This window comes from Micromonospora deserti (genome assembly GCF_003236335.1).
Classification (GTDB): Bacteria; Actinomycetota; Actinomycetes; order Mycobacteriales; family Micromonosporaceae; genus Micromonospora; species Micromonospora deserti.
This window is the reverse complement of record NZ_POUB01000421.1, coordinates 1-3,519: the sequence shown is the minus strand read 5'-3', so window position 1 is coordinate 3,519 and position 3,519 is coordinate 1. Positions and strand designations below refer to the sequence as shown.

The following is a 3,519-nucleotide window of genomic DNA, read 5'->3' as shown; positions in this document are numbered from 1 at the left end:
CCACCACCCTGGTCACCCACGCCGTCGACCAGCCCGACCCCACCGACCGCGGATTCCTCTCCCCGCTGGCGACCGGGGACAACGGCGGCAGCCGGCTCGCCGGGGCGCTGCGGGAGCGGGGGGTCATCGTCCAGCGGGAGACCGACACCCGCGGGGCGCTGGCGGCCACCCGGGCCGCGCCGGCGACGCTCTTCGTGCCCGCGCCGGCGCTGCTGCGCGCGGAGACCGCCGGGGCGCTCGGCGCGCTGCCCGCCCGGACCCGGCTGGTGCTGGTCGACCCGCCGCGCCGGGTGCTGGCCGCGGCCGGGCTCCCGCTCGCGCCGGCCGGCCGCCGCTGGGCGGCACGGGCCCTCGCCCCCGACGCCCGCGGCCTGGCCTGCTCGCTGCCCGAACTCGCCGCCGCCGGGGTGGCGGCCGTGCACCTGCAGCGCTACGCGGTCGCCCCCGGCCGGTCGGTCGCCGCCGACTTCTGCTACGCCGACGCCGTGGCCCGCCTGCCCGGCGCCGCCGAGACCGTGGTGGTCGGCGCCACCGACCCGTTCCGCAACGACCGGATCGACGAGTGGGCGAACCGGGCCTTCGCATCCGGCCTGCTCGCCGGGCCCGGCCGGGTGGTATGGCTCGACCTGGACGGGCCCGAGCCGGCCCCGCCCGGCGGCGGCAGCACCGGCAGCTCGACCCGCCCGGGCGCCCCGGGTGACTCCACCGGTTACGGCGGGCCCGGCGGCGGCCGTCCGGGGAGCGGCGACGGCGACGGCCGCGGTGGCCCCGGGCGCCCCGGCGACAGCGACCGCCCGTCCGGCTCCGACCGGGACGACTCCGCCGGCAGCGCCGACCCGCCGAACCCGCTCTGGTCCGCCTTCCCCAGCTGGTTCTGGGCCCTACTGGTCCAACTCGCGCTGGCCGCGCTGCTGATGGCGGCGTGGCGGGCCCGCCGGCTCGGTCCACCGACGCCCGAGCCGCTGCCCGTGGCCGTCCGCTCGGCGGAGACGGTGCTCGGCCGGGCGCGGCTCTACCAGCGCTCCGGCGCCCGGGCGGCGGCAGCACGGACCCTGCGCGACGCCGCCCTGGCCCGGCTGCTGCCCCGGCTGAACCTGCCCGGCACCACCCCGCCCGGCGAGGTGGCCGCCGCCGTCGCCGCCCGCACCGGCGAGGGCCCCGACGCGACCGGCGACCTGCTCTACGGCGACGCGCCGGAGAGCGACCGGGACCTGCTGGACCTCGCCCGTGGGCTGGACCGGGTGACCCGTACGGTCGCCCCGCCGCCCGGCACGGGCCCGGACGCACCCGACGCACCGCACCCGCACCCCGAAGGAGACCCCCGGTGACCCGACCCGGAACCGCCGAGCCGCTGACCGACGACGACGCCCGCGCCGCCCTGCACCGGCTGCGCGCCGAGGTCGCCAAGGCGGTCGTCGGGCAGGACGCGGTGGTCACCGGCCTGGTAATCGCCCTGCTCTGTCGTGGGCACGTGCTGCTGGAGGGGGTGCCCGGGGTGGCCAAGACACTGCTCATCCGCACCGTGGCGACCGCGCTCGACCTGGAGTCCAAGCGGGTGCAGTTCACCCCGGACCTGATGCCCGGCGACGTCACCGGATCACTGATCTTCGACCCGCACACCGCCGCGTTCGCCTTCCGGGAGGGGCCGGTCTTCACCAACCTGCTGCTCGCCGACGAGATCAACCGCACCCCGCCGAAGACCCAGTCGGCCCTGCTGGAGGTGATGGAGGAGCGGCAGGTCTCGGTCGAGGGCAGCCGGCGACCGCTGCCCGACCCGTTCATCGTCGCGGCCACCCAGAACCCGATCGAGTACGAGGGCACCTACCCGCTGCCCGAAGCCCAGCTGGACCGTTTCCTGCTCAAGCTCACCGTGCCGCTGCCCAGCCGGGAGGAGGAGCTGGGCGTGCTGCGGGCACACCACGCCGGCTTCGACCCGCGCGACCTGGGCGCCGCCGGCGTACGGCCGGTGGCCACCGCGGCGGACCTGGCGGCGGCCCGGGCGGCGGTAGGCCGGGTGCACGTGGCCGAGCCGATCTTCGGCTACCTCGTCGACCTGTGCCGGGCCACCCGCGCCACCCCGGCGCTGGAGCTGGGGGCCTCGCCCCGGGGCGCGACCGCGCTGCTGACCACCGCCAAGGCGTGGGCCTGGCTGGCCGGCCGGGACCACGTGGTGCCCGACGACGTGAAGGCGGTGGCCCGGCCGACGCTGCGGCACCGGCTTCGACTGCGGCCGGAGGTCGAGCTGGAGGGCGTCGGCGTCGACGCGGTCCTGGACACGGTGCTGGCCACCGTGCCGACGCCGCGATGACCTGGCGGGCGGCGGCGCTGCTGGCGGCGGGCGCGCTGACCCTGCCGGCCTGGCCGTCGCCGTTCGCCGGCCTGCTGATGATGACCGGCGCGGTGTTGCTGCTGGTCGCCGTGGACCGGGCGTTGGCCGTGCCGCCGGGCGCGCTGACCGCCACCCGGGACGGGGACCGCGCGGTCCGGCTGGGCGGCACCGCCACCGTCGCGCTGCTGCTGCACAACCCCACCGGGCGTACGCTGCGTGCCCAGGTCCGGGACGCCTGGGTGCCGTCGGCCGGTGCCCGCCCCGACGTGCCGCCGTCGCGGGTGGTCCGCGTCGAGCCCGCTGGGAGCCTGGTGTTGCCCACCCGGCTCACCCCCCTGCGGCGCGGCGACCGGCCGGCGGTGGCGCTGACCGTCCGGTCCCTCGGGCCGCTGGGGCTGGCGTTCCGGCAGCGCTCCGGGCGGCCGGGGACACCACCGTGGGCGCTGCGCGTACTGCCTCGCTTCGACTCCCGGCGGCACCTGCCGGAGAAGCTCTCCCGGCTGCGGGTGATCGACGGCACCCAGGTCAGCCGAGGCCGCGGCCAGGGCACCGAGTTCGACACCCTGCGCGAGTACGTGGTCGGCGACGACGTGCGCTCGATCGACTGGCGGGCCAGCGCGCGCCGGGCCGACGTGCTGGTGCGTACCTGGCGCCCGGAGCGGGACCGGCGGCTGGTCTGCGTGCTGGACACCGGCCGCACCTCGGCGGTACGGGTCGGCGACGAGCCCCGGCTCGACACCGCCATCGACGCCGCGCTGCTGCTCACCGCCCTGGCCGCACGCGCCAGCGACCGGGTCGACCTGCTCGCCGCCGACACCGCGATCCGGGCGACGGTGACCGGCGCCGGGCGGCCGGCCCTGCTTCCCCGGCTGGTACACGCGCTCGCCCCACTACAGCCGGCGCTGGTGGAGACCGACTTCGATCTGATCGCCGGCGAGCTGCTCCGCCGGCAGCGGCAGCGCAGTCTGGTGGTGCTGTTCACCGCGCTGGAGGCCGGTGCCCTGGGCGAAGGGCTGCTGCCGGTGCTGCCCCGGCTGGCCGCCCGGCACAAGGTGGTCGTCGCGGCGACCCACGACCCCGTGCTGGCCACCCTCACCACGGCCATCCCGTCCCGCCCCGGCGACGCCTACGCCGCGGCTGCGGCCTGGCGGGCGCTGGCCGAGCGGGATCGCGTCCGCGCCGCCCTGGCC

At 78.3% G+C, this 3,519-nt stretch carries 3 protein-coding genes; all 3 read left to right on the top strand.

The annotated features are described in order from the left end of the window. Positions 1–1,328, top strand: a 1,328-nt coding sequence (locus C1I99_RS33000) for a DUF4350 domain-containing protein (RefSeq protein WP_111137615.1), incomplete at its 5' end; no start/stop codon positions are given. Beyond that, the gene (locus C1I99_RS30485; protein ID WP_233512808.1) at positions 1,325–2,308 is read left to right on the top strand and encodes an AAA family ATPase; all 984 of its coding nucleotides are present in this window, start codon (positions 1,325–1,327) and stop codon (positions 2,306–2,308) included. The genes C1I99_RS33000 and C1I99_RS30485, both read left to right, overlap by 4 nt. After that, positions 2,305–3,519 (top strand): DUF58 domain-containing protein (locus tag C1I99_RS30480; protein ID WP_111137614.1); only part of this gene is annotated, 1,215 nt, incomplete at its 3' end. The genes C1I99_RS30485 and C1I99_RS30480, both read left to right, overlap by 4 nt.